This window comes from Streptomyces bohaiensis (genome assembly GCF_012033785.1).
Classification (GTDB): Bacteria; Actinomycetota; Actinomycetes; order Streptomycetales; family Streptomycetaceae; genus Streptomyces; species Streptomyces bohaiensis.
The window spans coordinates 1-4,995 of sequence record NZ_JAAVJC010000319.1 but is presented as its reverse complement, the minus strand read 5'-3'; the positions used below and the strand labels follow the sequence as shown (position 1 = coordinate 4,995).

Annotated in this window: 5 protein-coding genes; 1 reads left to right on the top strand and 4 read right to left on the bottom strand. The window is 74.9% G+C overall.

The window, feature by feature from the left end; genetic code table 11:
- The 4 genes from HCN52_RS21755 to HCN52_RS21740 all read right to left on the bottom strand — a co-directional run.
- Positions 1 to 532 (bottom strand): VanZ family protein (locus HCN52_RS21755; protein WP_168090144.1); only part of this gene is annotated, 532 nt, incomplete at its 3' end.
- 141 nt (positions 533 to 673) lie between these two features.
- The gene (locus HCN52_RS21750) at positions 674 to 1,270 is read right to left on the bottom strand and encodes a hypothetical protein (protein WP_168090143.1); all 597 of its coding nucleotides are present in this window, start codon (positions 1,268 to 1,270) and stop codon (positions 674 to 676) included.
- 11 nt (positions 1,271 to 1,281) lie between these two features.
- Entirely contained in the window at positions 1,282 to 3,069 is a 1,788-nt protein-coding gene (locus HCN52_RS21745; RefSeq protein ID WP_376767186.1) for an ATP-binding protein, read from the bottom strand.
- On the bottom strand, positions 3,066 to 3,743 hold the full coding sequence (locus tag HCN52_RS21740; protein ID WP_312876825.1) for a response regulator: 678 nt from the start codon (positions 3,741 to 3,743) through the stop codon (positions 3,066 to 3,068). Before HCN52_RS21740 ends, HCN52_RS21745 begins: the two co-directional genes overlap by 4 nt.
- 265 nt (positions 3,744 to 4,008) lie before the next feature.
- Between HCN52_RS21740 and HCN52_RS21735 the strand changes: the two genes are divergently transcribed.
- Positions 4,009 to 4,764, top strand: coding sequence for a SigE family RNA polymerase sigma factor (locus HCN52_RS21735; protein WP_168090141.1), 756 nt, complete (start codon positions 4,009 to 4,011; stop codon positions 4,762 to 4,764).
- Positions 4,765 to 4,995: the final 231 nt, after the last annotated feature.

Below are 4,995 nucleotides of genomic sequence, written 5' to 3'. Positions count from 1 at the left end.
GGCCGGGGCCGTCGCGGTCGTTCGCCGGCCGCGACGGCCCCGGCAGCAGCCGTGCCCTGAGCGCCCCGTAGGTGAGGAGGTGCAGCACCCCGGCGCCCGCCGCGGCCAGCAGCACCTGGTCGACGTCGGAGACCCGGCTCGGGACCGCCGACCGGACCACCTCCAGCAGCAGGGCGATGACACCCGTGGCGAACACCGCCCGTGCCAGCGAGAGCCACCGCGACCCGCCCAGCTCCCGGCCGAGCAGCGGCAGCAGCACGCCCAGCGGCGCCAGCCGCAGCAGTCCGCCGCCGATGGTCGCGGCCGCGTTCCGCGGATCGCCGTCCAGTTCCGCCCGCAGCGTGGCCAGCGGCTGGAGGTTGCCGGGCGAGACCCACGGGACGGCGGCGGGGCGGGTCGTCAGCCAGCCGACGACCCCGACCAACAGGGCCGCCAGCAGCAGGGCGGCCAGGCGGACCCGTCGGTCCACCGCCGCGCCGCCGTCGTTCCACCCGGGCCCCGTCGCGGGGCGGGGCGTGTCATCACGCAGCACGGGAAGGACGACGCCCGGCGCGGGGGCAGTGGTTCCCCCGGGGCGAGCGGCGTGACGCAGCTCCCGCCCGCCGGCCGGGGCGGACGCGCCGCCGACGCGCGTGGGAAGCGGACGAAAGGGCCGAGGAGGGGACGAGCGGGGTCAGGGGGCGGCCGGCCGCAGGGTGTCCGGGCGGTGCCGTACCGCCGAGGTGCAGGTGTACTGCCGCTCCCGCCGGTCCGCCGCGGTGTCCGGCCCGCCCAACGTGACCGGCGCGTCGTCCGCGAACACCTCGGACTGGGCGAAGGTGCAGATCACCTGCGCCAGCGCGAACGCCGGCAGGTCGTCCGGGTGCCGGTTGAGCCGCAGCAGCGGCTCGTCCCGGTCGTCCGCGGCCCCGGTCACCCGCAGGTCCTCGGGGACGTTGGTCGTGAAGCCGGCCGCGCGCTCCTCATCGGGCGGATCGCCCTGCAGCTCGCCGAGCAGCGCGTTGGCCAGGGCTATCCGCTGCGCCGGTTCCTCCGGGGGCGCCTGCCGGTCCAGCTCGCGCTCCACCGACTCGACACGCGCGTCGCAGACGAGGAACACCTCGGTGCCCCCGGCGCCTTCCGGCGCCGCACAGCTGGCGCGCGTCGGCGCCGGACCGTCGTCCACGGGGACGTCCATCGACCGGATGCCGCACCCCGCGGTGGCGAGGGCCAGCACCACCGCGGCGACGGCGGTGGACGCCCCGGTCCTGCGGGGTCGTGCTCTCCGCATCCGCCGCATGGTCATCGTCCTCCTCGTGTCGGTGCGGCCCCGGGGTCGTCGCCGCCGGAGTCGTCCTCGTCCGGCGCCCGGCCCGGGCGGTCCGCCGGCCCGCCGTCTGCGCCGGTGGGGCCGCCGTCGGTGTCCTCACCGGACCCGGCCGATCCGGACGGGCGGTGCGGCAGCAGCAGCGAGAACACCGCGCCGCCCTCGGGCCCGTTGCGGGCGGTGATCTCGCCACCGTGCAGATGGGCGTTCTCCAGCGCGATCGACAGGCCCAGGCCGCTGCCCTCGGACCGCGGCCGGGAGGCGCTGGCCTTGTAGAAGCGGTCGAAGACGTGCGGCAGCACCTCCGCGGGGATGCCCGGGCCGGCGTCCGCCACCTCGATCAGCACCGCACCGCCCGGCGGCACCGGCACGGGGCTGCCGCCGCTGCGGGCCACCGGACCGTCCCCCTGCGCCGAGAGGGCCGTCGCCCCACCCGGGCGCGGCTCCACCTCGTGGACCGAGACCCGCACCGGCGAACCGCCGTGGCGCAGCGCGTTGCCGATCAGGTTGGCGAGGATCACGTCCATCCGCCGCGGGTCGACGCGGGCGATCACGCCGCGGTCCGCGTCGAGCTGCACCGCGTCCAGCCAGGCACGGGCGTCGATGCAGGCGGTCACCAGGTCGGCCACGTCCACGTCGTCCAGCACCATCCGGGCGGTGCCGGCGTCGAACCGCGTGACCTCCATGAGGTTCTCGACCAGGTTGTTGAGCCGCCGCGTCTCGCTCACCACCAGGGAGACCGCGGGAGCGATCATGGGGTCGAGGTTGTCGACCTCCTCCTCCAGCACTTCGGTGACGGCGGTGATGGCGGTCATCGGCGTCCGCAGCTCGTGGGACATGTCCGCGACGAACCGGCGACTGGACGCCTCTCGGGCGCGGAGATCCGCCACCTTGTGCTCCAGCGCCTCGGCCGCGTTGTTGAAGTTCCGTGTCAGCTCGGCGAGTTCGTCCGCGCCGCGGACCGGCAGCCGGGTGGACAGCTCGCCGTCGCCCAGGCGCCGCGCCGCGCTGTTGAGCCGCCGTACCGGGCGCAGCACCGTCGTCGCGGCGGCCTGGGCCAGCATCACCGAACCCAGCAGGGCGAGCGCGGTGGCGATCCCCAGCGACCAGGCCAGGGAGTTGAGGTCGTCGCGCTCCGGCCCCAGCGAGGCCAGCATGTAGCCGGTCGGTCCGGACTCGGAACCCCGGGCGCCCGCCACCAGGTACGGGTCGTCCTCGTGCGTGACCCGCTGCCAGTAGAGGTGGTAGGGCGCGTCGCCGTCCCGTGGCTCGTGGACGGCCCGCTCCAGGGAGGCGGGCACGACCTCCAGCGAGAACAGCAGCGGATCCGACTCCTCGGCGCACTCGCGGCCGTCGGCGTCCTCGCCGACCAGCACCACCTGGTAGCTCTGCGAACCGCCGGCCATGTGGCCCGCCGCGTTGCGCAGTTCGTCGCAGGACGGTGACTCCGGAAGGGAACTCATCGCGTCGCCGAGCGACTTGCGGAAGTCGGCGAGGGCGGAGTTCTGGGCCCGGGTGAGCACGGCGTCCCGGTTGAGCCAGTAGGCGATCCCCGCCACGGAGACCGCGGCCATCAGCGCCACCAGCGCGAACACCGTCACCAGGCGGAACCGGAGACTGGTCGGGCGGGCCAGCCGTCGGATCCGCGCCGTCCAGCCCCGCGCGGGTGCCTCCCCGGCGTCGTGCTCTCCTCCGGCGGTCGGCCCGGCGGGCGTGCCGGGGCCACCCACGGGGCCGTCCCCGCGGGCCGGGCCCTCGCTCACTGCGGGTTGTCCAGGCGGTAACCGACGCCCCGCACGGTGCGGATCAGCTTCGGCGAGGACGGCACGTCCTCGACCTTGGCCCGCAGCCGCTGCACACAGGCGTCCACCAGCCGGGAGTCGCCCAGGTAGTCGTGCTCCCACACCAGCCGCAGCAGCTGCTGCCGCGACAGCGCCTGACCCGGGCGGCGGCTCAGCTCCAGCAGCAGCCGCAGCTCGGTCGGGGTCAGTTGCAGGTCCTCGCCGTTCTTGGTCACCGCCATCGCGGCGCGGTCGATCACCACGGGACCGAAGGTCGCGGCGTCGTGGGACTCCCGCTCGCCCCGCCGCATGACCGCGCGGATGCGGGCGTCCAGCACCCGGCCCTGGACCGGCTTGACGACGTAGTCGTCCGCGCCCGACTCCAGCCCCACGACCACGTCGATGTCGTCGCTGCGCGCCGTCAGCAGGATGATCGGCAGCTGGTCGGTGCGCCGGATGCGACGGCACACCTCGAAGCCGTCGATGCCCGGCAGCATCACGTCCAGCACGATCAGATCCGGCCGCTGCTCGCGCAGCAGCTTCAGCCCGTCCTCACCGGTGGGAGCGGTGATGACACGGTGTCCCTGGCGGGTGAGGCCCATCTCCAGGGCCGTCCGGACCGCCTCGTCGTCCTCGATCAGCAACAGGAAAGCCACGGGGGTCATTGTGTCGTATGAACCCGTCGGCGCTCGACCGTGTGTGCGCCGTCCCACGTGGATCGGCGGCTCCCGGGTCACCTGCCGGACGCGGCGCCGACTCACCGTGACGACGACGGCCCGAACCGTCACCGGGCGTGCCGGCGCACGCCACGCCGGTCGCTGTGACACCGCTGTGACAGTCGGGCGACGGGCCCATGAAACTGGCCCGGCAAGGTTGTGCCCATCGAACGAAGCACGGACGACTCCACGATGGGGGAGCGGGATGAGCGCACTGCGCAGCCAACACCGAGCAGGCGGTACCACGCGCTCGCACACCTCCGTGGTTCCCGTCCGTTGCGAAGGGACGTCCGGTGCCGCGAACCGGCTTGGGGGTCGCCGCGGCACCGGGCACCGCCCGGCCTACCTCGCCGTCGCCGGCGACGGGGACCGGCACCCGGCGGCCGCCGACTCCCGCACGGTGGAGGGCGCCGCCGCCGGCACCGGCCACGACACCACCGCCGAGGCGGAGTTCACCGCCTACGTGCAGGAGCGCCGGGCCTCGCTCTACGCCACCGCGTACCACCTGACCGGGGACCGGCACGAGGCGGAGGACCTCCTCCAGTCCGCGTTGCTCGCCACCTACCGGGCGTGGGACCGCATCAGCGACAAGGGCGCCCTCGGCGGCTACCTCCGCCGGACCATGACCAACCTGCACATCAGCGCGTGGCGCCGCCGCAAGCTGAACGAGTACCCGACCGAGGAACTCCCGGAGTCGGCCGGCGAGCACGACACCATGCGCGGCACCGAACTGCGCGCGGTGCTCTGGCAGGCACTGGCACGCCTCCCCGAGCAGCAGCGCACCATGCTGGTGCTCCGCTACTACGAGGGCCGCACCGACCCGGAGATCGCCGAGACGCTCAACATCAGTGTCGGCACCGTGAAGAGCAGCATCTGGCGCACCCTGCGCCGGCTGCGTGAGGACCGGGCGCTCGGCCACGGAGGGGACCGCGAGGACTCCTTCGGCGAGCTGGTCGCCTGAGGGGGAGGGAACGGGTCCCGGGGACGACCGGGCGACCGGCGCACGCCGCAGTGGTTCCACGGCCGGGGGGCCGGGGACGCGGTGCCGCGCGGGTCGCCCGGCCCGGGGCACGGGGGAACGAGAGCGGGGGAGACCCGAGGGGACCGGGGGACGGGGTGCGGGAGCTGGCCGAGCAGGCCGGAGTGCCCGACCTCGACAGGTTCGGCGAGGACCTGGACTCCGCGGAGGCCG